This is a genomic window from Nocardioides sp. GY 10113 (assembly GCF_004919105.1).
In the GTDB taxonomy this organism is placed as follows: Bacteria; Actinomycetota; Actinomycetes; order Propionibacteriales; family Nocardioidaceae; genus Nocardioides.
This window is the reverse complement of record NZ_STGK01000011.1, coordinates 130,123-153,161: the sequence shown is the minus strand read 5'-3', so window position 1 is coordinate 153,161 and position 23,039 is coordinate 130,123. Positions and strand designations below refer to the sequence as shown.

The 23,039-nt window shown below is 73.7% G+C and carries 19 protein-coding genes; 14 read left to right on the top strand and 5 right to left on the bottom strand.

What is annotated here, in order from left to right; all coding sequences use genetic code 11:
- The first annotated feature begins 47 nt into the window (after positions 1 to 47).
- The 4 genes from E8D34_RS14490 to E8D34_RS14475 all read left to right on the top strand — a co-directional run bounded on the left by E8D34_RS14490 (position 48) and on the right by E8D34_RS14475 (position 4,216).
- On the top strand, positions 48 to 605 hold the full coding sequence (locus tag E8D34_RS14490) for a DUF5994 family protein (protein ID WP_136595352.1): 558 nt from the start codon (positions 48 to 50) through the stop codon (positions 603 to 605).
- A gap of 242 nt (positions 606 to 847) precedes the next feature.
- A complete protein-coding gene (locus E8D34_RS14485) occupies positions 848 to 1,675 on the top strand; it encodes a DUF1206 domain-containing protein (protein ID WP_136595351.1) in 828 nt (275 codons plus the stop codon).
- 57 nt (positions 1,676 to 1,732) lie between these two features.
- Complete coding sequence (locus E8D34_RS14480; protein ID WP_136595350.1) at positions 1,733 to 3,475, top strand: phospholipase D family protein; 1,743 nt, start codon at positions 1,733 to 1,735, stop codon at positions 3,473 to 3,475.
- 69 nt (positions 3,476 to 3,544) lie between these two features.
- Positions 3,545 to 4,216: an enoyl-CoA hydratase-related protein gene (locus E8D34_RS14475; RefSeq protein ID WP_136595349.1), complete on the top strand. Its 672-nt coding sequence runs from the start codon at positions 3,545 to 3,547 to the stop codon at positions 4,214 to 4,216.
- A gap of 41 nt (positions 4,217 to 4,257) precedes the next feature.
- Here E8D34_RS14475 and E8D34_RS14470 read toward each other — a convergent pair whose 3' ends face one another.
- Complete coding sequence (locus E8D34_RS14470; RefSeq protein ID WP_136595348.1) at positions 4,258 to 4,839, bottom strand: XRE family transcriptional regulator; 582 nt, start codon at positions 4,837 to 4,839, stop codon at positions 4,258 to 4,260.
- A 128-nt stretch (positions 4,840 to 4,967) separates the two neighbouring features.
- Here E8D34_RS14470 and E8D34_RS14465 point away from each other — a divergent pair, with 128 nt between their 5' ends.
- From E8D34_RS14465 to E8D34_RS14450, 4 genes are read left to right on the top strand one after another with little or no spacing between them, the layout of a single operon-like run.
- A complete protein-coding gene (locus E8D34_RS14465; protein WP_168929447.1) occupies positions 4,968 to 5,867 on the top strand; it encodes an ABC transporter substrate-binding protein in 900 nt (299 codons plus the stop codon).
- 1 nt (position 5,868) lies between these two features.
- On the top strand, positions 5,869 to 6,768 hold the full coding sequence (locus tag E8D34_RS14460; RefSeq protein WP_136595346.1) for an amino acid ABC transporter permease: 900 nt from the start codon (positions 5,869 to 5,871) through the stop codon (positions 6,766 to 6,768).
- A gap of 14 nt (positions 6,769 to 6,782) precedes the next feature.
- Positions 6,783 to 7,535 carry an amino acid ABC transporter ATP-binding protein gene (locus tag E8D34_RS14455; protein ID WP_136595394.1) on the top strand — a complete coding sequence of 251 codons (753 nt, stop codon included), beginning with the start codon at positions 6,783 to 6,785 and terminating at the stop codon, positions 7,533 to 7,535.
- Entirely contained in the window at positions 7,535 to 9,124 is a 1,590-nt protein-coding gene (locus E8D34_RS14450) for a thiamine pyrophosphate-binding protein (RefSeq protein WP_136595345.1), read from the top strand. Before E8D34_RS14455 ends, E8D34_RS14450 begins: the two co-directional genes overlap by 1 nt.
- 170 nt (positions 9,125 to 9,294) lie before the next feature.
- On the opposite strand, the gene E8D34_RS14445 is transcribed toward E8D34_RS14450, so the two are convergent.
- A complete protein-coding gene (locus E8D34_RS14445) occupies positions 9,295 to 11,610 on the bottom strand; it encodes a heavy metal translocating P-type ATPase (RefSeq protein ID WP_136595344.1) in 2,316 nt (771 codons plus the stop codon).
- 117 nt (positions 11,611 to 11,727) lie between these two features.
- Here E8D34_RS14445 and E8D34_RS14440 point away from each other — a divergent pair, with 117 nt between their 5' ends.
- Positions 11,728 to 12,609 carry an aldo/keto reductase gene (locus E8D34_RS14440; protein WP_136595343.1) on the top strand — a complete coding sequence of 294 codons (882 nt, stop codon included), beginning with the start codon at positions 11,728 to 11,730 and terminating at the stop codon, positions 12,607 to 12,609.
- 49 nt (positions 12,610 to 12,658) lie between these two features.
- Complete coding sequence (locus tag E8D34_RS14435; RefSeq protein WP_206056732.1) at positions 12,659 to 13,345, top strand: YdeI/OmpD-associated family protein; 687 nt, start codon at positions 12,659 to 12,661, stop codon at positions 13,343 to 13,345.
- Positions 13,346 to 13,856: 511 nt separating this feature from the next.
- Here E8D34_RS14435 and E8D34_RS14430 read toward each other — a convergent pair.
- The gene (locus E8D34_RS14430) at positions 13,857 to 14,654 is read right to left on the bottom strand and encodes an SGNH/GDSL hydrolase family protein (RefSeq protein ID WP_168929446.1); all 798 of its coding nucleotides are present in this window, start codon (positions 14,652 to 14,654) and stop codon (positions 13,857 to 13,859) included.
- A 245-nt stretch (positions 14,655 to 14,899) separates the two neighbouring features.
- Between E8D34_RS14430 and E8D34_RS14425 the strand changes: the two genes are divergently transcribed.
- A complete protein-coding gene (locus E8D34_RS14425; protein WP_136595341.1) occupies positions 14,900 to 17,557 on the top strand; it encodes an esterase-like activity of phytase family protein in 2,658 nt (885 codons plus the stop codon).
- A 78-nt stretch (positions 17,558 to 17,635) separates the two neighbouring features.
- Here E8D34_RS14425 and E8D34_RS14420 read toward each other — a convergent pair whose 3' ends face one another.
- A complete protein-coding gene (locus tag E8D34_RS14420) occupies positions 17,636 to 18,931 on the bottom strand; it encodes an FAD-dependent oxidoreductase (RefSeq protein WP_136595340.1) in 1,296 nt (431 codons plus the stop codon).
- A 43-nt stretch (positions 18,932 to 18,974) separates the two neighbouring features.
- Here E8D34_RS14420 and E8D34_RS14415 point away from each other — a divergent pair, with 43 nt between their 5' ends.
- Positions 18,975 to 19,421, top strand: coding sequence for an SRPBCC family protein (locus E8D34_RS14415; RefSeq protein WP_136595339.1), 447 nt, complete (start codon positions 18,975 to 18,977; stop codon positions 19,419 to 19,421).
- On the top strand, positions 19,418 to 20,407 hold the full coding sequence (locus tag E8D34_RS14410) for an SDR family NAD(P)-dependent oxidoreductase (RefSeq protein ID WP_136595338.1): 990 nt from the start codon (positions 19,418 to 19,420) through the stop codon (positions 20,405 to 20,407). Before E8D34_RS14415 ends, E8D34_RS14410 begins: the two co-directional genes overlap by 4 nt.
- A gap of 31 nt (positions 20,408 to 20,438) precedes the next feature.
- Here E8D34_RS14410 and E8D34_RS14405 read toward each other — a convergent pair whose 3' ends face one another.
- Entirely contained in the window at positions 20,439 to 22,472 is a 2,034-nt protein-coding gene (locus E8D34_RS14405) for an MMPL family transporter (protein WP_136595337.1), read from the bottom strand.
- Between the two features lie 59 nt (positions 22,473 to 22,531).
- On the opposite strand from E8D34_RS14405, the gene E8D34_RS14400 reads away from it, so the two are divergent.
- Complete coding sequence (locus tag E8D34_RS14400) at positions 22,532 to 23,014, top strand: MarR family transcriptional regulator (protein ID WP_136595336.1); 483 nt, start codon at positions 22,532 to 22,534, stop codon at positions 23,012 to 23,014.
- The last annotated feature ends 25 nt before the right edge of the window (positions 23,015 to 23,039 follow it).

Below are 23,039 nucleotides of genomic sequence, written 5' to 3'. Positions count from 1 at the left end.
GTGGCCTCCATCCCGGACGTCCCGTGCCGGTCGAGAGGCGGGCCGCCATGGCGACGTCGAACGGTCCTCACCTCGTCGCCGTCGCCGAGCCGATCGCGGCGAGCCGATCCCCGCTGCGGCTCCGGATGGCCCGCACCGCGGACGGCAACCACCTGGACGGCGGGTGGTGGCCCCAGAGCCGCGACCTGGCGGTGGAGCTGGCCGACCTCGTCGATCACTTCCCGCGGACCCTCGGTCGCGTGGTGCGCGCGTTGGTGTCACCGCCCGACTGGGACGCGGTGCCGCGCGTCGTCCGGGTCGGGGGGCGGTCGGTCAAGGTCGGCGCTTTCCCCCGCGACGACACGCACCTGATCCATCTGACGACCTCGGACCGGACCCTGCTCCACGTCCTGGTGGTGCCGCCCGGCTTCACGCCCGACCAGGGCGAGGAGGCGCTCCTGGCCGCCGCGACCTCCGGCAACGCCCACTCGGGCACTGAGCTGCTCCGTGAGGTCACCGAGCACCCGGATGTCGACCCGATGGACCACTGGAGCGACGACGGCGGCGCGTGGTGGGGTTCGGGCCGGCTCGCGCCCTCCTACCGGGTGGGAGAGCGGGGTAGGTGACCGACGCTGTGGCGGCGGTGCTGCTGGTGCGCCGTCGTACCGCTGGGCAGACCTGCCCATCACGCCGCGCGACCGACCGACCCGACCGACCGACCCGACCGACCTCGCCGGGCCGGCCGACCCGCGGCGGAGCCGGGGACCTTGCCGAGCGCCTTCGGCGGAGGACCGCCCCGCGGTGTCGGGCGGCGGCTCCTTCGACGGCCGAGGCGTAGCAGCGGCCGGAAACGGGTAGACCTCCTCACGTGAGGCAGACGTCGACGGGTCAGCACAGGTCAGGGTCAGGCGCGGCAGGCGCGAGCGGCTCCGCCAAGGGAGCGGTCGCCCGTGCGAACGACCATCCGGTCGTCGAGTGGGGCGCGCGTGCGGGGTTCGCCGCGAGCGGCGTGCTGCACCTGGTGCTGGCGTGGCTCACGGTCCAGGTGACCATGGGCTCGGGAGCGCAGGCGAGCCAGTCGGGCGCCGTCGCGACGCTGTCCCGGCAGCCGTTCGGGGAGGTCCTGCTGTGGTTGCTGGCGGTCGGCTTCGGCCTGCTCGCGCTCTGGCAGCTCACCGAGGTCGTCACCGGTGAGGAGCTGACCGACAAGGCGAAGGCCGGCGGCAAGGCGGTGATGTACGGCGCGCTGGCGTGGACGACCCTCACCTTCGCGCTCGGCGGGCACACCTCCAGCAACCAGCAGACCAAGGACTTCACCCGCACGCTGATGGACGCCCCCGCGGGCCAGGTGCTGGTCGGACTGCTCGGGGTGATCGTGGCCGGCATCGGCGCCTATCACGTCTACAAGGGGTGGACGCGGGGCTTCCTCGACGACCTCGAGGAGCACCCGGGCGGCTGGGCGGTCGTCGCCGGACGGATCGGGTACGTCGCGAAGGGCATCTCGCTCGGCGCGGTCGGCGTCCTGTTCGTGGTCGCGGCCGTGCGGCAGAAGGCCGGCGAGGCCACCGGGCTCGACGGGGCGCTGAAGTCGCTGCGCGACCTGCCCGCCGGCGTGGTGGTCCTGATCGTGATCGCGTTCGGGTTGGCGGCGTACGGCGTCTACTCGTTCGCGCGCGCCCGGTACGCCCGCGTCTGACCTGCGGGCGAACCTTTCCAGCCCGTGACGGTGTGCAGCGGGTCGAGGCTGAGCAGAATGGCCGTCGTGGATGTGACGCAGTGGTTCCTCATAAGTGCGGAGCGGGAGAACCCGCACACCGTGATCGACGCGGTGCGGGGCGACGGGACGGCGTGGAGCAGCGGCAACTCCGTCCGTGCGCTGGTCCACGGACGCGACTACTTCGCCGAGCTCCACGAGCGGATCTGCGCCCTCGGCCCCGGCGACCGGTTCTACTTCGCGGACTGGCAGGGCGACCCCGACCAGCGACTGACCGACGACCCCCGGTCCACCCTCAACGACACCCTGGTCGATGCCGCGCGGCGCGGCGTCGACGTCCGCGGGCTGCTCTGGCGCTCCCACTGGCGCCGGCTCGGCTTCAACTCCCAGCTGCACCGCCATCTCGGCGAGGAGATCGGCGAGGCCGGTGGCCAGTGCCTGCGCGACATGAGGGTCCGCACCCGCGGGTCGCACCACCAGAAGTTCGTGGTGATCCGTCACGCGTCCGACCCCGCGCGCGACATCGCCTACGTGGGCGGCATCGACCTGTGCCACGGCCGGCGCGACGACGACCGGCACCGCGGCGACGCGCAGCCGGTGGAGATGGCAAGCGCCTACGGCCCCCGCCCCGCCTGGCACGACGTGCAGGTGGCGATCCAGGGGCCGGCGGTCCACGACGTCGAGACGACGTTCCGTGAGCGTTGGGAGGACAGCACTCCGCTGACCGCGCACCCCGGGCGGCTGCTGACCAGCCTGCTGCACCGCGAGGAGCTGGTGCCCGCGCCGCTCGGCGCGCAGGCGCCGCCCCCGCCGCGGCGCCCCGGCGGCAACGAGGTCGTGCAGATCATGAGGACCTTCCCCGTCATCGCTCCGAAGCCCTACGACTTCGCGCCCGAGGGGGAGCGGTCGGTGATGCTCGGCAACACCAAGGCGATCGCACGGGCCGAGCGCCTGGTCTATGTCGAGGATCAGTACCTGTGGTCCGCCGAGGTCGGTGAGCACTTCGCGGGCGCGCTGCGTGACAACCCGGACCTGCGGCTGATCGTCGTGCTGCCGATGGTGCCCGACCGCGAGGGCGCCGCGGCCGAGGTGCCGCAGCTCTACGGTCGTTTCCTGGCGATGCAGAGGATCCTCGAGGCCGGCGGCGACCGGGTCGCCGTGTTCGGGCTGACCAACGAGGCCGGGATGCCGGTCTACGTGCACTCGAAGACCTGCATCATCGACCACCGCTGGGCCAGCGTCGGCTCGGACAACCTCAACCGCCGGTCGTGGACCAGCGACAGCGAGATCGCGTGCGCCGTGATCGACGAGCGCGGCGCGGCGGGCGACCCGGCGCCCGCCGACTCCTTCCCCCGCGTGCTGCTCCGGACCCTGGTCGCCGAGCACCTCGGCTGCCACCCCGACGAGGTGCCCGAGGATCCCCACGACCTCTTCGACGCGATGGTGTCGTGTGCCGACGCCCTCGATGCCTGGTACGACGGAGCCGGGCGCGACCAGCTCACGGGGGTGCGCGGTGTCATCTCGGCCAAGCGCCCGAGCCGTCCCGTGCCGGTGCCGCGGTCGGTGAGCCGGGTCCTCCCCGGCCACCAGCGTCGCCGGCGCCGCGTGGTGGAGCGCGCGGAGGAGTTCGCGGCCGGCGAGCACGACCGTGAGCGGCCCCCTGGTCGGCTGCGCCGGCTGGCCGCCCCCGAGCTCACCGCGCTCCAGCTGACCTGGGCGCCACGGCTCTACGACGCGCTGTTCGATCCGGACGGGCGGCCGCGCCCCGGGGTCGGGAACTAGGGGTGTCGCCGACCGTGGTCGGCGGCCTGGCATCCTGACCCGGTCGCCGCCATCGCCCGGAGGAGTGCCATGCCCACGCTCGACCGCACCGACAACGTCTTCGTCCTCGACCTCGGCGAGGACGAGAACCGCTTCCACCCGGACTGGTTGGCGGCGGTCGCCGATGCCCTCACCGAGGTGGAGCGGGCCTCCGGTCCGCGGGCGCTGGTCACCTCCGCCTCGGGCGGCAAGTTCTACTCCAACGGGCTCGACCTGGACTGGCTCGGGGCTCATCCCGATCGGTTCGAGTCCTACGTCGGCGACGTGCAGCGGATGTACGCGCGCCTGCTATCGCTGCCGGTGGTGACGGTGGCCGCGATCCCCGGCCACGCCTTCGCTGCCGGCGCCATGCTCGCGCTGTGCCACGACTTCCGGGTGATGCGTGAGGACCGCGGCTTCTGGTGCTTGCCGGAGGTCGACATCGACATCCCGTTCTCCCCGGGGATGAGTGCGCTGGTCCAGAGCCGGTTGACCCCGCAGACCGCCCACGAGGCGATGGTCACCGGGCGCCGGTACGGCGGCGGTGACGCCGTCGCGCGCGGCGTGGTCGACCACGCGACCGCGGAGGCGGACGTCCTCCCCGCTGCGATGGAGATGGCGCAGGCCAACGCGGCCAAGGCCGGTGGGACGCTGGGCACCATCAAGTCCCGGATGTACGCCGCCGCGCTGGCGGCCCTGCTGGACCCCCGCCCGGCCGGCTGACCGCCGAGAGTCGATCCGCGTCCCGGTCCCGGTCCGTCCCGTCAGGCGCTGCCGCTCCACGGGGCCGGTACGAGCACCCACACCACCTCGGCCGGGTCGGTGCTGGCGTTGGTCCACGTGTGCGGCTCGCCGCCGGAGAAGGTGAGGGCGTCGCCCGCCTCCAGCCGGTGGCTGCGGTCGCGGAAGCGCACCTCGACGCTCCCGGACAGCACGTGGAGCACCTCGAAATCGCAGTTGACGGTGTAGAGCTCGTCCCCGCCGTTGCCCCCGGGCTCGATGGTGGACCGGACGAGCTGGACCTTGGACTGGCCGCGGGGGGTGAGCAGTCGCTCGGAGAGCCCGTTGCCGCCGAGGTTGATCGCGGGTGCCTCCGCGCCGCGGACGAGTGCGACCTCGGGCACGGAGAAGAGCGAGCCCACGTCGATGCTCATCACCTCGCACAGGGTGAGCAGCGTGGCGACGCTCGGGGAGGTCTCGTCGCGCTCGATCCGGCTGAGGAATCCCTTGGTCAGTCCGGTCGCCTGCGCCAGCTGGTCGAGCGTGTACCCGAGCGCGGTCCGCGCGGCGCGCAGCTTGGGCCCGATGTGGCGCTCGTGGGTGGGGGAGACGGCGACGGGGCGCATGGCGACTGTCCCTTCTGGGGCAACTTTTGTTGTCACAAGTGTGTCACGGCCGTTGACGAGATGTGATCTGGCCCACGATGCTTGCAGAACAACGTTTGTTGCACAAGAGAAAACTTGGAGTGGAGATCATGCGACTGCGAAACACCCTTCCCGCCCTGGCCGGTCTGGCGCTCCTCGCGACCGGGTGCGCGGCCCCGGAGGCCAGCGGTGAGAGCGCCGCCGAGCCCACCGCCCAGGTGAAGACCGTCGAGAAGGATGACGCGGCCGCTGCGCTGCTCCCCGCCGACATCGCTGACGCGGGTGTGGTCAAGGTCGCCTCGGGCATCAGCTTCCCGCCCATGGAGTACTTCGACACCGACAACACCACCGTGCTGGGCTTCGACGCCGACCTCGGCAAGGCGCTGGGCGAGGTGCTCGGCGTGGAGTTCGAGTTCAACAACACCAACTTCGACGGCATCATCGGCGGCCTCAAGGCCGGCCGCTTCGACCTCGGCCTCACCTCGATGATCGACAAGGCCGAGCGCCAGGTGGACGTCGACTTCGTCGACTACCTCAACTCCGGCGTCGCCTTCATGACCGTCAAGGGCAACCCCGAGGGCCTCGCCGTCGAGTCCGACCTGTGCGGCAAGACCGTCGCGGTGGAGAAGAGCGCGACCGGCGACATCGTCGCGGACGAGATCAGCGCCGACTGCACGAAGGCTGGCGAGAAGGCGCTCGACAAGGCCCCCTTCCCGGACCAGGCGAGCGCCGTCCAGGCCCTCAAGGCCGGCCGCGCCGACGCCGTCCTCGCCCTCGACCTGACCCTCGCCTACAACGTCAAGCAGGACCCCGAGGCATTCGAGATGTCCAAGCCGTTCGGCCTGCTCCCGGTCGGCATCCCGGTCCCCAAGAACGACACCGCGCTGCGCGACGCCGTCCAGGCCGCCCTGCTCGTCCTCCAGGAGAACGGCGCGTACGACGAGCTGCTGGCCAAGTGGAACCTGACCGAGCAGTCGCTCGAAGGGGCTCCGATCAACTCGGGCAAGTGACATGAGCACCGAGACCCCGGTGCTGGAGCACCACGCTGAGGAGCCGATCGTCCGGCTCCGCCACCCCTGGCGATGGGTCGCTGTCGCCGTCATCGCGGTCTACGCCGCGGTGGCGGTGCAGTTCCTCGCCACCAACGAGGCCCTGCGCTGGGACCTCGTGTTCGGCTACCTCTTCGAGGCGTCGATCCTGAACGGCCTGCTCACGACGCTCAAGATCACCGTGATCGCGATGCTCGTCGGCGTGGCGCTGGGCACGGTCCTGGCGGTCATGCGCCAGTCGGAGAACCCCGTGCTGCGCTGGTCCGCGGCCGGCTACGTGTGGCTCTTCCGCGGCACGCCGATCCTGGTCCAGCTCTTCTTCTGGTTCTTCCTGGCCTCCGTGCTCCCGCAGATCAGCCTCGGTGTCCCGTTCGGGCCCGAGCTCGTCAGCTGGGACACGAACGCCGTGATCACGCCGTTCGTCGCCGCCGTCCTCGGGCTGGGCCTGAACGAGGCCGCCTACATGGCCGAGATCGTGCGCGCCGGCATCGGCGGGGTGGACAAGGGGCAGACCGAGGCCGCCGAGGCACTCGGGATGAGCCCGGTCACGACGTACCGGCGGGTGATCCTGCCCCAGGCGTCGCGGCTGATCATCCCGCCCACGGCCAACGAGACCATCACGATGCTCAAGCAGACGTCGCTGGTCCTCGTGATCGGCGTGGTCGACCTGACCACCGCGGCCCAGCTCATCTACGGGCACAACTTCCAGCAGATCCCGCTCCTGATGGTGGCGAGCATCTGGTACCTCTCCCTGACCACGGTCCTCACGATCGTCCAGGGCCGACTGGAGAAGCGGATGAACAGGGGACATGCCCCGTCCGGCAAGACGCGCAAGGCGCGGGTGAGGGGAGCGGAGCTGTGACCGAGACGATCCCGATGGTGGAGGCGGTCGGCGTCCGCAAGGTGTACGGCGACAACGAGGTCCTCAAGGGCATCGACCTCACCGTGCGCCGCGGCGAGGTCGTCTCGCTGCTGGGCCCCTCCGGCTCCGGCAAGAGCACCTTCCTGCGCTGCATCAACCACCTCGAGCGCATCGACGGCGGCGAGATCAGCGTCAACGGCGAGCTGGTCGGCTACCGCCGCGCGCACGGCAAGAAGTACGAGCTGCGCCGCAAGGAGATCGCAGCGGCCCGGCGCGACGTGGGCATGGTCTTCCAGCGCTTCAACCTGTTCCCGCACCGCACGGCGCTGGAGAACGTGATGGAGGCGCCGGTCTACGTCAAGCGGCGCAACAAGGCGGAGGTGCGCCAACAGGCGCTGGCGCTGCTCGAGCGGGTCGGCCTGGCCGAGCGCGCGCATCACTACCCGAGCATGCTCTCGGGTGGCCAGCAGCAGCGCGTCGCCATCGCGAGGGCGCTGGCCATGGAGCCGGACCTGATGCTGTTCGACGAGCCGACCTCCGCGCTCGACCCCGAGCTGGTCGGCGAGGTGCTCGACGTGATGAAGGGCCTGGCCGCCGAGGGCATGACGATGATCGTGGTGACCCACGAGATCGGCTTCGCCCGCGAGGTGTGCGACCGGGTGGTCTTCATGGACGGCGGCGTGATCGTCGAGGAGGGCGCCCCCGAGGACGTCTTCGCCAACCCGCGGCATGCGCGGACCCGTTCGTTCCTCTCGAAGGTGCTGTGATGACGACTGACCTGATCACCGGCGGCGCTGCCGTCATCGACGCCCTCGTGGCGCACGGCGTCCGGGACGTCTTCGGCATCCCGGGCACCCACAACCTGGAGCTCTACCGCTACCTGCCCGACTCCGGGATCCGGCACGTGGTCACGCGCCACGAGCAGGGTGCCGGATACGCCGCCGACGGCTACGCCCGCACCAGCGGCCGCCCCGGCGTGCTGATCACCACCTCGGGCCCCGGCATCACCAACGCGATCACCGCCCTGGCCACGGCGTACGCCGACTCGGTGCCGGTGCTCGCGATCTCGCCGGGCCCGGTCCGCGGCACGGTGGGCAAGGACATCGGCTGGCTGCACGAGGTGAAGGACCAGCAGGCGGCGCTCGACGCGGTCTGCGGGCGCAGCATCCGGGTGGAGTCGGCCGACGAGATCCCCGAGGTCGTGGCGGCCATCTTCGAGGGCTTCGCCACCGCGCGGCCCCGCCCGGTGCACCTCGAGATCCCGGTCGACGTCCTCGAGGGCACGTGGGAGCGGCGCCCCGTCGCGGCGCGCCCGCTGCCGGGTCCGACCGGCGCCCATCCGGCCGCCGTCGAGGAGATCGCGGCCGCGCTCGACGGCTCCGCGCGACCGCTGCTGATCGTCGGCGGCGGTGCGCGCCGCGCCGGCGAGCAGGTGCGGGCGCTGGCCGACCTCGGCATCCGGGTCCTGTCGACGGTCAACGGCAAGGGGATCCTCGACGAGGACCACCCCTCGTCGCTCGGCGCCGGCATCCGGCTGGAGGCCGCGCATGCGTTGATCGACGACGCCGACGTGGTCGTGGTGGTCGGCAGCGAGCTGGGTGACTCCGACCTCTGGGGCGGCGTGGTCGCTCCGGGCGGGGCGCACCGCATCGTCGTCCGGATCGACCTCGACCCCGCACAGATGCACAAGAACGTGCAGGCGGACCTCGCGCTCGTCGGCGACGCGTCCGTCGTGCTGGCGGACCTGGTCGAGGTGCTGCGGAGCAAGGCGTTCGCCGCCCGGACGGTCGACCCGGCCGACAGGGCCGCGGTGGACGCCGGTGCGGAGGCCGACGCCGGCCCGTGGGCGGAGATCCAGCGGGTGCTGCGCGCGGCGCTGCCGGGCGACACGGTGGTGGCGGGCGACAGCTCGCAGGTGACCTACTACGGCACGGTGCACTACTGGCCGTTCACGCCGTCGAACCGCCTGCTGTACCCGACCGGGTACGCCACCCTGGGCTACGGCCTGCCGGCGGCCATCGGTGCCAAGATCGCCGACCCGGCGCGGCCGGTGGTGGCCGTCTTCGGCGACGGTGCGGCGATGTTCTCCATCCAGGAGCTGATCACCGCCACGGAGCAGGGCCTGCCGATCCCGGTCGTGATCGTCGACAACGGCGGCTACGCCGAGATCCGCGAGCAGATGGTCGACCGGGGCATCGCCCCGCAGGCGGTCGACCTCGCCCGGCCCGACATGCCGGCGCTGGCGCGGGCGATCGGGGCGCACGGCGCGGTGGCCGAGGACGTCGAGGACCTCGGCCGTCTGGCCGCCGAGGCGCTCTCCGCCGATCGGCCGACGCTGATCTACCACGCGGTCTGACGACGCCCCGACGTCATGGGCCCTGCCGACTCGGGTTCGGCGGGGCCCATGCGTCGTGCGGGGACTCGTGCGCGCCGTCTGCCGGCTGGGGAGTCGGTGAGGTCTCGATACGGGGCAGCAGCGAGCACGGCGGTTCCGGAGGACCCGCGCGCCGCGAGCACCTCGCGCGGCTAGCGGCCGGTGCGGGACTCGGGCGGCAGCAGGCTGAACGCGGTCTCGTCCTCCTGGGCGTTGTGCAGGCGGAGCACGCCGTACAGGCCGTAGAGCATCCGCCGCAGCTCCACCACGTCCTCGGGGTGCACGTCGCCCGCTCGGAGCTGGTCCAGCAGCCGTTCGATCCGCACCACCTGGTGCTCGATCTCGGCGTGGGTCCGGCTCAGCGAGTACGTCGCCGCGCTGCCCAGCGCGCGGGCCACGATCGGCACGAGGCGCTCCTCGTCGGCGCGCTCGTGGGGGAGCAGCTCGCTACGCAGCCGCTCCTGCAGGTGCCGTGCCGCCGCCAGGTCGGGCTGTTGCGCGCTGAGCCGGTCGGCCACCTCGCGGATCTCCTCGACCACCGCGAGCGCGGCGTCGTGCTCGGCGCGCAGTGCCGTCCCCGCGGCCACGTCGCCGGCGGGCAGCGTCACGGTGTGGGTCCGGCCGGGCAGGACCGCGCGCAGCGCCAGCGCGATCGCGAGCACGTCGATCGCCTCCTGCAGCAGCGCGCCGAGGGCCGGCGGCAGGTAGCCGGCCGCGGCGACCAGCATCGCCACCAGGGACAGCCCCATGCCGACCCCGACGGCCTGCAGTGCGATCCGCCGGGAGCGCTGGGCGATCAGGATGGCGTCGGCGAGCGCGTCCACGCGGTCGACCGTGAGCACCACGTCGGCCGCCTCGGAGGAGGCGGTGGCGCCGGCCGCGGCCAGCGCCACGCCGACGTCGGCGGCGGCCAGCGCGGGGGCGTCGTTGACCCCGTCGCCCACCATCAGCGTGGTGCCGGCGGCCCGCTCGGCGCCGATCACCGCCAGCTTCTCGCCCGGGTCGCACTCCGCGCGGACCGCGTCGACGCCGACGATCCTGCCGACCGACTCCGCGGCGTCGGCACGGTCGCCGGAGACCAGGACCACCCGCTCGATCCCGGCTGCGCGCAGCCCGTGGACCATCCGCGGCGCGTCGGGTCGGATCACGTCCTCGAGCAGGAACGCGCCGGCCGGCCTCCCGTCGACCGCGGCGAAGACCGTCAGCGAGCCGTCCAGTGCGGCGCGCCGCAGCACGCGGTCGACCCAGGCGGGCGCGGGGTCCGGGGCGATCCAGGAGCGGCGGCCGAGGGCCACCCGGCGGCCGCCGACCAGGCCGGTGAGGCCGTAGCCGTGCTCCTCGACGACGTCGGCCGGCAGCTGCAGCGGCAGACCGCGCGTGGTGGCCGCGGAGACGATCGCGGTGGCCAGCACGTGCGGCGACATCTGGTCGAGGGAGGCCGCCAGCGCGAGCAGCTCCTCGGCGCCCACCCGGTCCGGGTCGCCGGTGACCGTCTCGACCAGCTGGGGTCGGCCCCGGGTCAGGGTGCCGGTCTTGTCGAAGAGGACCACCCGGGCCGCCGCCAGCCGCTCCAGCGGGCCGCCGCCCTTGACCACCACTCCCGCGCGGGTCGCCCGCGACAGCCCCGAGATGTAGGCGATCGGCGCGGCCAGCAGCAGCGGGCAGGGCGTTGCCACGACCAGCACCGCGACCGCGCGCACCGGGTCGCCGGCCACCGCCCAGGCGGCGCCGGCCAGCAGCAGCGTCAGCGGCACGAACAGCACGGCCAGCCGGTCGGCCACTCGGATGAACGGCGCCGAGGACGCCTGCGCCTGCTGGACGAGGCGGACCAGGCCGGCGTACGTCGACTCCGCCGCCGACGCCGTGGCCAGCAGGTCGAACGGCCCGCCCGCGTTGACCGCGCCGCTGCGGGCCTCCTCGCCCGCGGCGCGCTCGCGGGGCAGCGGCTCCCCGGTGAGTGTCGACTCGTCCAGGGTCGCCGGCCCCAGCAGCCGCCCGTCGACGCCGACGACGTCGCCGGTGCGGACCAGGAGCCGGTCCCCGAGGGCGACCCGCTCGACCGGCACCTCGGTCACGCCGCCGTCGCCGCCGCGGTCGCCGTACCGGCGGGCGGTGCGGGGCGAGCGCTCCAGCAGCAGCCGCAGCTCGCGCTGGGCGCGGGCCTCGGCCCGTGCCTCCAGCAGCTGTCCGCTGGCCAGCATCACCGTCACCACAGCGCCGGCGAAGAGCTCGCCGACGGCCAGCGCGCCGGCCAGCGCGAGCAGCGCGATCACGTCGACTGTGGGACGCCGGCGGCGTACCGCGTCGACGGTGGTGGCCAGCGAGGCGACCAGCCCGAGGAGGGTGGCGGCCAGCCACGCCAGGTCCGCCGCCCCCGAGCCGAGCAGCCACAACGCGGAGCCGAGGAGCAGCAGCGCCGTCCCGGCCGCGAACTCCAGCAGCACGGCGTTGCGTCGGAGGGACTCCATCCTTCGAGCATCCCCGCGGCCGAGGGCGCGCGCCAGGGGAGACGAGCGTGACCCCGCGGGGCGAAGGTCCCGCCGCCGACAGGGTTCGGTACCCGGCCCGCGGGGTAGGAGCGGGGCATGAGGACTCGGACGATCGGCAACGACACCGTCGGGCGCGTCGAGGTGGGCGCGGTCGGCCTCGGCCTGATGACCTTCGACCAGACCGGCACCCAGCCGCGCCAGCAGCTGCTCGACACCGTGAGCGCCGCACTGGACGCCGGTGTGACGCTCTTCGACACCGCGGACGCCTACGGCCCCGGGGAGGAGAAGGGCGAGCGGGCCCAGGGGGAGAACGAGCGGCTGGTCGCCTCGCTCCTCGACGAGCTCGGCGTCCGGGACCGGGTGTTCCTGGCGACCAAGGGCGGCCACGTGCGCACCGAGGGCGGCGGCTGGGCCACGGACAGCTCGCGGTCCCACCTGCTCGCCGCGGTGGACGCGTCGCTGGAGCGGCTGGGGGTGGAGCGGATCGACCTGTGGCAGCACCACCGGCCCGACCCGGCGACGCCGTACGAGGAGGTGATCGGGACGCTCGCGGAGATCCGGGACAGCGGCAAGGTGCGGATGATCGGGCTGTCCAACGCGAACGAGGCCCAGATCCGGGCCGCCCATGCGGAGCTGGGCGACGCGCTGGTCAGCGTGCAGAACCAGTTCTCCCCGAAGTTCCGCAGCAGCCGCCCAGAGATCGACGTGTGCGCCGAGCTCGGGCTGGCCTTCCTCCCGTGGAGCCCGCTGGGCGGCCTCGGAGACGCCAAGGACCTGGCCGCGCACCACCCGGCGTTCGCGCGGGTGGCCGACGACCGCGGCGTCAGCCCCCAGCAGGTCGCGCTCGCCTGGGAGCTGGCCCAGTCGCCGGTGGTGATCCCGATCCCCGGCGCCAAGCGTGCCTCGTCGGTGACCGACTCGGCCGCGGCTGCGGCCCTGGACCTGACCGCCGACGAGCTGGCTCTGCTCGACGGATGACGGGGTGGCCGACCGAGGGGGTGTCGGCACTCGGTGACAGGCTCCTGCCATGACGCACGGCCAGGCAGCGGACGACCTCCCGGGGCGCATGGGCGGCACGCCCGAACGACCCGCGCGCTTCTTCGCGGGTCCTGAGGAGTTCGGCGCGTGGTTGGCGCTCTGCCACGACACCGAGACCGAGCTGTGGATGGGGCTCAACAGGGCGCACGTGCCCGACCGCGGCCTCACGTGGGAGGAGGCGGTGCCCGAGGCACTGTGCTGGGGATGGATCGACTCGGTCGTCCAGCGCATCGACGCCGACACCCGGCGGCAGCGATGGACGCCGCGCAAGAAGACCTCACGCTGGAGCAAGGTCAACATCGACCTCGTCGAGAAGCTGCGCGCCGAGGGCAGGATGCAGCCCAGCGGACTGGCGATCTGGGAGCAGCGTCGCAGCGACGAGGAGGCGTACAGTCACGTCGGCCTCCCGGCCGCGCTCCCCGACGCCTACGCGACCCGGCTGGCTGCGTCTCCCGCGGCCAGTGCGTTCTGGGCGGCGTCGACGGTGACCTACCGCAAGGTCTGCACCGCCTGGGTGACCTCGGCCAAGCAGGAGGCCACCCGCGAGCGGCGGATGGCCCAGCTGATCGACTGCTGCGCTGCCGGCGAGCTGATCCCCAGCCAGCGCTACGGCGACGTGCCGAGGTGGGTCGAGCGGGCCGCGTCCGCCGCGGCCGCCGCGGCGGCCGAGCGCTGACCGCGACGGGAGAGCGCTGACCGCGACGGGGAGGACCCTGCTGCGATGAGGTTCCTGGCGCGGTCCCGGTCGGCGCGCCGCTGTGCGGTGTGGTGAGGTCACGCACCCGGTGGTGGGCTGGGCGTCCGTGCCGGTGGGACTCGAAGCTTGCGGGCTCGGCCGTCCGCCCAGGGTGACGCGCTCGGTGGTGGTGGCGATGGCGGCGGTGGTGGATCTGCCGGCGCGCGTGGGTGGGGTTGTGTGCCTGGGGCCCCGGTATGTCGGTGTCTGGGGCACACGACTCGGGGTGAGTCTGGGCGTGGGTGGGGTTGTGTGCCTGGGGCCCCGGTATGTCGGTGTCTCAGGCACACGACCCGGGGTGAGTCCGGGCGCGGGTGGGGTCGTGTGCCCAGCAACCCGCTATGCCGATGTCTCAGGCACACGACCCGCCGCCGGCACCGCACGCGGATCGGCGTTCGGGCTTGGCCGGCGTCACGCCGCCGCATCCGGCGCGCGATCGGCGGTCGGAAGGTCAGTCAGCCCCTCGCCCCGGGCTTCCCGAGTCCTCCGCGGGCAGGCGGTGGATCGCCATGACGGCGTCCGCGAACGCGGCATGCAGGGTGGGGCTGGGATGGAACCCGTCGCCGGCGAACATGTCCGGTCCGAGTGCTTCGTCGGTCTCGATGCGGAAGGTCCTCGGGCGGGCGCGGATCGCTCGGACACCGATCGCGTCGAAGACCCGGCCCCGCCAGCCGAGGGCATCGGCCAGCGGTCGGGGGAACGCCGGGAAGTGCTGGAGCGGCGGGATGCCGAGGAGGCAGACCTGGGCGCGCGGAGCGGCGGCGAGGACCTCGTCGAGCAGCCCCTCGAGCTCGCGCCGGTAGCGGGTCGTGCTGTGGAGGTTCTTGAGGTCGTTCACGCCGATGGAGACGAACACCAGGTCGGCTCCGGCCAGCGCCTCGCGAGAGACCAGCTCCAACGCTTCCCCCGCGGTGGCCCCCGACCTGGCGCAGGCCCGCCAGTCGACCGTGGCGTCGTACCGCTCGGCGAGCCGCAGGGCCAGCTGGCCGGCGATGGAGGAGCGGTGGTGATCGAGCGCGTATCCGGCGGTGACACTGTCCCCGAGCGCGACGACGCTCAGGCGCCGGGCGCCCGAGCCGACCCGGCCGGTCGTGCCGTCGGCGTCGGCGAAGCGCGGCAGCGTCCGCTTGAGCCGGTAGCCCTGGAGCGGCACCAGGGGCAGGCCGATCCACCAGAGCCGCGCGAGTGGGCCGCCCCGGCCCACCCGGTTCCCGTCGGGGCGGCCACGTGGCACCTCGTGGCTGGACATAGACGCGATGGTAGGGCGCACCGGCGCCCGACGGCGGGGGAGGGCACGGGCAGGGCGTGCCACCGAGCCGCGCCCGACGCCGGCCGGGTTCGCGGAACGCCACCCGAAGATCGCGGAACGCCCCGCGATCTTCGGGTGGCGTTCACCCGGTTGCCACGGCATCGTCGCCGGCTGCCGAAAGCCTCCGCAACGACCGACGGGGCGGACGGCCGTCCCGGACACGTTGCCGAGACGAGAGGCACCTCATGCATCACCGCTCCGCGCGAACCCGTGGCCTGGCCGCGATGGCCGTGGCCGCGCTGCCCATCGGGCTGCTGCCGCTGACCCTGTCCAGCACCGCCGACGCCGCCCCGACCGCAGCCCCGACCGCAGCCCCGACCGCCGGGGCGGGCAGCGCGTTCGACCGGGTGGCGACGTACCCGGTGTTCCACAACGTGCCCGAGGGCGTCGATCCGACCGACGAGACCGTCGCGGAGATCTCCGCCGTCAGCGAGGACGGGATGACGGTCGTCTACACCGATGCCGCCGGGAAGCGGATCGGGTTCCTCGACATCACCGATCCGGCCCACCCGGTGGGCGCCGGCACGCTGGACCTCAGCGAGCTCGGCGACGCCGACGACCAACCGACCTCGGTCGCGGTCGTCGGCGGCTACGTGCTCGTGGTCGTCGACACCAGCGGCGGCAGCTTCACGGCACCCTCGGGGCGCCTCGACGTCGTGCGACTCTCCGACCAGGAGCGGGTGCGCTCCATCGACCTCGGTGGCCAGCCCGACTCGATCGCGGTCAGCCCCGACGGTGCCTATGCCGCGATCGCCATGGAGAACCAGCGCGACGAGGACGCCGGCGACGGCGGCCTGCCGCAGCTGCCCGCCGGATTCGTGCAGATCATCGACGTCGCCGACGCCGACCCCGCGACCTGGGGGATCCGCACGGTGCCGCTGACCGAGGAGGGCGGCGACGCCCTGCCCGCCCTCGTCGCTGCCGGCATCGACACCCCCGAGGACCCCGAGCCCGAGTACGTCGACATCAACGCCGACAACCTGCTCGTGCTGAGCCTGCAGGAGAACAACGGCATCGTGCTGATCGACCTCCCCAGCGGTGACGTCGAGAAGGTCTTCAGTGCCGGCGACGCGACCGTCGAGGGCATCGACGCGACCAAGGACGGCCTCTTCGACCAGGCGGACACGATCACCGAGCCCCGCGAGCCCGACTCCGTGCACTGGATCGACGAGCGCTACCTCGCCACGGCCAACGAGGGCGACTGGAAGGGCGGCACCCGTGGCTGGACCGTCTTCGACAGCACCGACGGCAGCGTGGCCTGGGACGCCGGCAACACCTTCGAGCGGCACGCCACCCGCCTCGGGCTGCACAACGAGGACCGCGCGGCCAAGAAGGGCGCCGAGCCCGAGGGCCTCACGGTGGCCGAGTACGACGGCACCACCTACGGCTTCGTCGGCTCCGAGCGGAGCAACTTCGTCGCCGTCTACGACCTGAGCGACCCCACCGCGCCCGCGTACCGGCAGGCCCTGCCGACCACCAACGGGCCCGAGGGCCTGCTCCCGGTCCCCGAGCGCGACCTGCTGGTGGTCTCCTCGGAGGTGGACGACGCCGACGCCGGCGTGCGGGCCACCGTCGGCCTCTACCGGCTGCACGACCTGGCCGCCGGCGCGGTCCCGCAGTTCCCGACCATCGAGTCGGCCGAGGACCCGGCCGCCGGCACCGGTGCGCCGATCGGGTGGGGCGCGCTCGGCGCCCTCACGGGGGTGCCCGGGCAGGCCGACCGGCTCTACGCGGCCAGCGACTCGGCGTACGCGACGGGGCGCATCTACGCCGTCGACGTCAGTGCGAAGCCGGCGGTGATCGACGGGGTCGTCACCGTCACCACCGACGGCGTCACCGCGCCGCAGATCGACATCGAGGGCCTCTTCGCCCGCCCGCAGGGCGGCTTCTGGGTCGGCGTCGAGGGCAAGACCGGCGACGCGAACCAGATCCTGCGCACCGACGCCGCCGGCGTCATCCAGGAGTCGCTGGCCCTGCCCGAGGAGGTGGCCGCCGGCCTGGGCAAGTGGGGGATCGAGGGCGTCACGGCCACCGGCACCGGGGCCGGCGAGCAGGTGTACGTCGTCCTCCAGCGTGCGCTCGCCGGCGAGACGGCCGCGCGGATCGGCCGCTACGACGTCGCAGCGGGCACCTGGACCTGGTTCGGCTACGAGCTGGAGACCACCGACGTCGAGGGCGACTGGATCGGCCTCTCCGAGATCGTCGCGATCGACCGGAACACCGTCGCCGTCATCGAGCGGGACAAGCTCCAGGGCGACCGCGCCGCGCTCAAGCGGGTCTACACCGTCGACCTTCCGGCGGGCACGCCGGACGCGGTCACGCCGGTGACCAAGCGGCTCGCCGTCGACGTGCTGCCCGCGCTCCGGGCCTTCCACGGCTGGACGCAGGAGAAGGTCGAGGGGCTGGGGATCACGGCCGACGGTCGTGTCTTCGCGGTCACCGACAACGACGGGCTCGACGACGCCACGGGCGAGACCCAGCTGGTCGAGCTCGGCGCGGCCCAGCGGCTCTTCGCCGCCTCGATGCGCACGACGACCCGCCTCAGCGCCTCGGCGACGAAGGTGGTCAAGGGCCGTGCGGTGACCCTCCGGGTGCGGGTGGCGCCGACCTTCGTCGCCGGCAAGGTGCGGATCACCGACCGCGGCCGGACCATCCGGGTGCTGCGGCTGACGTCCGGCGCGGCGTCGGTCCGGCTGCGGCCGGCGCTGGGCGCCCACCGCTACCGGGCGACCTACCTGGGATCGCCGACGGCGCTCGGTTCCTCGGCCGTTCCGGTGACCGTGAAGGTGGTCAGGTCGGCCAAGCCGGCCACGAAGGCCACGAAGGCGAAGCAGCACCGCTGATCGCGGCTGCGCCGTGGGCCCGGCGTGCGCGCCGGGCCCACGGCGGCGCTGGCCGGCGTCACCGTCGCGCCGGTGGCCTCAGGTCGCGGCGGGACGGTGGGCCGGGCCCCGGCGCCGCAGCAGCGCGTGCGCGGCGCGCGTCCCCGACACCAACGCCCCCTGGATCGAGCCCGTGTCGCGGTGGTCGCCGGCGACGAGGAGCCTGTCGGAGAGCTCGACCGGCTGCCGGGCGGACAGCGGCGGCGGCTGACTGGGCAGGGCGTGCGGGACGTGGTGGCGGATGACGAGCCGCCAGGCGCGGGTGTCGATGCCGTAGATCTCCGCCAGGTGGGCGCGGACCTCGCCCTCGGCGGCCTCCTCGCTGGAGTCCGTGCCGCGCGCCAGGGTGGTGGCCTCGACCAGGTGGTGTCCCGCCGGCGCATAGCTGGGCGCGGCCGAGGTCAGCTCCAACGCGTTCTGCACGGGGCCGCGCCGCCGCCCGTCGACCGCGATCAGCGGCAGCGGTGCGGGCGCTGCGTCACTGGCGAACCACCACGTCGTCAGGGACTTCGTCGGCACCGGGGGCAACGGCGTCAGCCGCGCCACCGCCTCGCCGCCGACGGCCACCACGACGGCCTCCGCGCGCCAGGTCCGGTCGCCGGCGTCGACCTCGACCCCGGCGGCTCCGGCCCGTACGCCGACGACCTCGATGCCGGTCGTGACCCGGTCGCCGAGCGGGCGCGCCAGCTGCTCGGGCAGCGACCGCATGCCGTCCTCCGGGACGCCCGGCGCGCCCAGGGCGAACGAGCGCAGCAGGAGCCGCGCGAAGGTGGCGGACGTGACGCCCTCGGCGTCGGCCAGCACGCCGGCCAGGAAGGGCTCGAGCAGCTCGCGCCGGAGCGGTCCGGTGACACCCGCCTCGGTGAGCGCGGCGGACAGCGTGGTGTCCGGCGCCTCCAGGACGCTGCGCGGCCGGGTCAGGACGGGAGCCAACCACCGGGCCAGCGCGGCCACCTCCCGGGGGGAGATCAGGCCCGAGCGGAGCGTCGGGACGACGAGCCGCGGCGCGCGGCGAGGGTCGGCGACGGTGGCCAGGGCGCCCTCGCGCCGTACCAGCGCCCCCGCTCCGAACTGCCGCAGCCGGAGGGCGGGCACGTCGACGTACCGGCGGACCGCCGGGTAGGCCGGGTTCAGCAGCTGGAAGCCCCGGTCGCAGCGGAAGCCGTCGACGACGTCGGTGCGGATCCGGCCGCCCACGGCCGCGGAGCGTTCGAGCACCCGCACGTCGACACCGGCCTCGTGCAGCTCGGCGGCGCAGCGGAGTCCCGCGACCCCGGCGCCCACGACGAGCACCTCGGCGTCGATCGGACCGGAACCTTTGGCTTCGGCAGGCATAATTCAACAGTAACCTAGACAGAGTGTTGAGGATTGGTGAGTCATGACGCAGGTGGTCCGACGACGCGTACCGACGAGATGGGGGGCCGAGGACGTGTTCGCCTACCTCCTCGACTTCTCGCGCGCGGAGGAGTGGGACTCCGGCACGGTCAGCTGCGAACGGGTCAGCGGGGACGGCGGGGTCGGCACCCGGTACCGCAACGTGTCCCGGTTCCTGGGGCGCGAGACCGAGCTCGACTACGTCGTGGAGCGGGTCGACGCGGACCACCTCACCTTCGTCGTGGTCGGTCGCAACAGCACGGTGACCAGCACCGACACGGTGACCGTCGCCCGGTCCGCCGCGGGCAGCGTGGTGGACTACCGCGCCGAGTTCGAGTTCGCCGGCCTGGCCCGCGTCGTCGGCCCGCTGCTGGGCCCGTTCCTCAAGCGGCTGGGTGACGACACCGCCGCCCAGCTCCGCCGGGTGCTGGACGCGAGGGCGACCGGATGAGCCCCGAACGGCGGGGCGTCACGGACGCCCTGGGCCGGGCCGCGGACACCGCGCTCGACCGGTCCGTGGCACTCGGGTTCTCCCGGATCGGCCCGGCGGTGCGGCGCCGGTTGTCGGCCTGGCCGGCCGACCCGCCCGCCGGCGCGCTCGCCGGTCAGCACGCCGCCGTGACCGGGGCGACCTCCGGCCTCGGCCTCGCCACCGCACTCGGCCTGCTCCGCCTCGGCGCGACGGTGCACCTCGTGGTGCGCAGCACGGACAAGGCGGAGCGGGTGCGTGCCGAGCTCCTCGACCGGGTCCCCGGCGGTGTCGTGCAGGTCCACCGCTGCGACGTCGCCGACCTCGACGACGTACGACGCCTCGGAGCCCGGCTCGTCGCCGAGATCCCGCGGCTCGACGTGCTCGTGCACAACGCCGGTGCGCTGCCGGCCACGCGCACGGAGTCGCCCCAGGGGCACGAGCTCACCATGGCGCTGCACGTGCTGGGCCCCGTGCTGATGACCGATCTCCTGCTGCCGCTGATGGCCGGTCGCGGCGCCCGGGTCGTGCTGGTCACCTCGGGCGGCATGTATGCCCAGCGGCTGCGCGACGACGACCCGGAGTACCGGGCCGGGGAGTACTCGGGGACCACCGCCTACGCCCGCAGCAAGCGGGCCCAGGTGGAGCTGCTGCCGGTGCTCCAGGACCGTTGGCGCGCGGCCGGTGTGGAGGTCTACGCCACGCATCCGGGATGGGTCGACACGCCCGGCCTGGCCGAGTCGCTGCCGACCTTCAGCCGACTGGTGGGTCCGTTCCTCCGCGACGCCGACGCGGGCGCCGAGACCACGGTGTGGCTGGCGGCCCAGGAGCCCCCGCTCCCCGGGGGCGGGCTGTGGCACGACCGCCGGGAACGGCCCACCCACGTGCGCCCGGGGACCCGCGCCGACCCCGCCGCGGTGCGGCGGATGGGGGACTGGGTCGCGGGTCAGGTCGGCGCGGCCGACTGACGGTCGTCCGCGCCGACCCGCCCGCCGCCGGTCACGACACGAGAGCGGCAGCGTCCTGGTGCTCGGAACGGTCGCCGACCCGACGCGGCCACCAGAACCGCTCGCCGAGCAGCACCCCGATCGCCGGGACGAGGAGGGTCCTCACGACGAGGGTGTCGAGCAGTACGCCGAGGCAGATGATGGTGCCGAGCTGTGCCAGCGCCACGAGCGGCAGGACGCCCAGGACGGCGAACACCGCGGCCAGCAGGATGCCGGCGCTGGTGATCACCCCACCGGTCACGGTGAGCGCGCGCAGCATGCCCTCGCGCGGGCCGTGCTCGGCCGCCTCCTCGCGCGCCCGGGTGACGAGGAAGATGTTGTAGTCGACGCCGAGCGCCACCAGGAAGAGGAACGCGAACAGCGGCACGAGGGTGTCGAGTGCCGCGAAGCCGAGCACCCCGGTGAACAGCCACCAGGACGCCCCCATCGCGGCGCCGTAGGTGGCCACCACGGAGAGCACCAGCAGCACCGGTCCGACGAGCGATCTGAGCAGCACGACGAGCCCGACGAGCACCATCGTCAGGATCAGCGGGACGATGACCTTGAGGTCGCGCTGTGCCGCGGCGCGGTCGTCGATGCCTTCGGCCTCGGCGCCGCCGACATGGGTGGCCGCGGTCCCGGCGAGCTCCCCGCGCAGGTCGTCGATGGTGGCCGAGGTCGCTTCGGACCCCGGCTCCCCGGTGAGGATCACCTCGATCTCGCTGATCCCGTCCGACTGCAGGGCGACCCGGGCCGACTCGACGCCCTCGGTCCCCTGGATCGTGGCCAGGACCTCCGCCGCGGGCGCTCGCGTGACCACCGTCGTCGGCTCGACGGTCCCGGCCGGGAAGGACTCGGCCAGACGCTGCGCCGCGGTGATCGCCTCGGGCTCGTCCAGGAACTGGTCGGCCTGGTCGAGGCCGACGCGCACGCCGAGCATGCCGCTGGCGAGGACGGCGAGCAGTGCGAGGGTGACGGCGACGACGCCGGCGGGGCGCCGGGCGACCATGCGACCGGTGCGGTGGAAGATCGACGTGCGCTGGGCGGCGGGGAGGTCGCCGGGGCGGGGCACCATCGGCCAGAAGATCCAGCGGCCGAAGAGCACGAGCGTCGCCGGCAGCACGACGAGCGCGAAGGCGGCGGCGATCACGATGCCGACCGCGCAGGCCAACCCGAGGCCACGGGTCGCGGGCGTGAGCGAGAGGAGGAGCGTGAGCACCGCGAGGAAGACCGTGATCGCGCTCCCGAGGACCGCCTCGGCGGTCCGGCGCAGGGCGTGGGCCATGGCCTGGTGCCGCGACTCGGTCGAGCGCAGCTCGTCGCGGTAGCGCGAGATCAGCAGCAGTGCGTAGTCGGTGGCCGCGCCGAAGACGAGCACCGAGAGGATGCCGGTGGTCGTCCCGTCCCAGGGGAGCCCGACGGCCTCCAGCGTCCGGGTGGCGGCGACGACGGCGGTCTGGTCCGCGATGGCCACCACGACCAGCGGGACCAGCCAGAGCACGGGGCTGCGATAGGTGATCACCAGCAGCACCGCGACGATGATCATCGTGGCCAGCAGCAGTCGCAGGTCGGCGCCGTCGAAGACCGCGCCGAGGTCGGCCTGGATGCCGGCCGGCCCGGTCACCTGGGCCGTCACGCCGGCGGGCGCGTCCCCGTCGAGCTGTTGGCGCAGAGCGCCGACCTGCTCGCCGACCGTGTCGGCGTCCCCCTGGTCGAGGGTGACCACGGTCATCGCAGCGGTGCCGTCGGGCGCGGGCACCAGCTGGCCGTCGGGTGCCTGACGGCGCAACGCGGCGATCTGGTCGTCGGTGAGCTCGCCGGCGTCGGCGGTCCACAGGACCAGGGCGGCGGTCGTGTCGGCCTCCGGCAGCTCGTCGAGGAGCAGTGCGGCCGCGGTGCTGTCGGCGTCGTCGGGGAGCCAGTCGGTCGGCTGCGCCTGGTGCTCGGCCTGACCGATCCCCCCGATGACGGCGAGCGCCAGGAGGATCGGGACGACGGAGTAGGCCCACGCTGCGCGGCGGCCGGTGATGCGGGAGGTAAGGGGCACCGATGCTCCTTCGATGGGCTAGATTGGTTAAGCAATCTAGCAACTAGGTGGGTGAGCAAATGACAGGCCCCGGGACTTCCTTCGTCGAGGGTTGGGCGCAGGACGGAAGCCTCCAGGCGCTGCGGGCGGCGATCGAGCGGGGCGGCCGGCTGCGCCACGTCATCGCTCGGCGGGCCCGGCTCACGACCAGTGACCTCGTGGCGCTCGAGCACCTCATGAGTCGCCCCCTCGGTCCGGCGGAGCTGGCCCGGATCCTGGACGTCAGCACGGCCGCGGCGACCGCGTTGGTCGACCGCCTCGCACAGCGAGCCCACGTCCGGCGCCGGCCGCACGAGCGGGATCGGCGCCGTACCGAGGTCGAGATCACCCCCGACGGGCGCGAGGAGGTGCTCTCGCAGCTGTTGCCGATGTTCGTCGCCCTCGACCGGTTGGACCGGTCCTTCACGGACGCGGAGCGCGCGGTCGTCGAGCGCTACCTGCGGGGCGTCGTCGCCGTCTTCGACGAGGTCGAGGCCGAGGAGCCGACCGGCGCTCGCGGGTAGATCCCCGGCGGCGCCTGCCTGACGC